The sequence below is a fragment of the Oleiphilus sp. HI0117 genome (genome assembly GCF_001635235.1).
In genome coordinates this window covers 1-256 of sequence record NZ_LWGA01000435.1, presented here as the reverse complement: position 1 = coordinate 256, position 256 = coordinate 1, and the positions used below count along the sequence as shown (strand labels likewise).

The window sequence follows — 256 nt, the reverse complement described above, 5'->3', positions numbered from 1 at the left end:
TAGTTAAGCCGTTCAAATTGATTGTGCCGGCTTCAAGATTCTCAAAGCCGGCGATAGCGCGGAGAATGGTGCTTTTGCCACACCCACTTGGCCCAAGTAAACAAGCTATATCACCTCTGACCAGCTTAAAAGAAAGGTCTTTAATGACGATTAGGTTTTCATAGTTGCACTGTACATCGTTAACTTCGAGTATATTGCTCATCTTTGTTGGTGAAGACACGTGCTACTAAATCCTTTCTTATGTTTACTTAAGCAT

1 protein-coding gene is annotated in these 256 nt (G+C 41.4%); it reads right to left on the bottom strand.

Annotated elements, in window-relative coordinates:
- Positions 1–220, bottom strand: a 220-nt coding sequence (locus A3757_RS05080; RefSeq protein WP_304439174.1) for an ATP-binding cassette domain-containing protein, incomplete at its 3' end; no start/stop codon positions are given.
- Between the last annotated feature and the right edge of the window lie 36 nt (positions 221–256).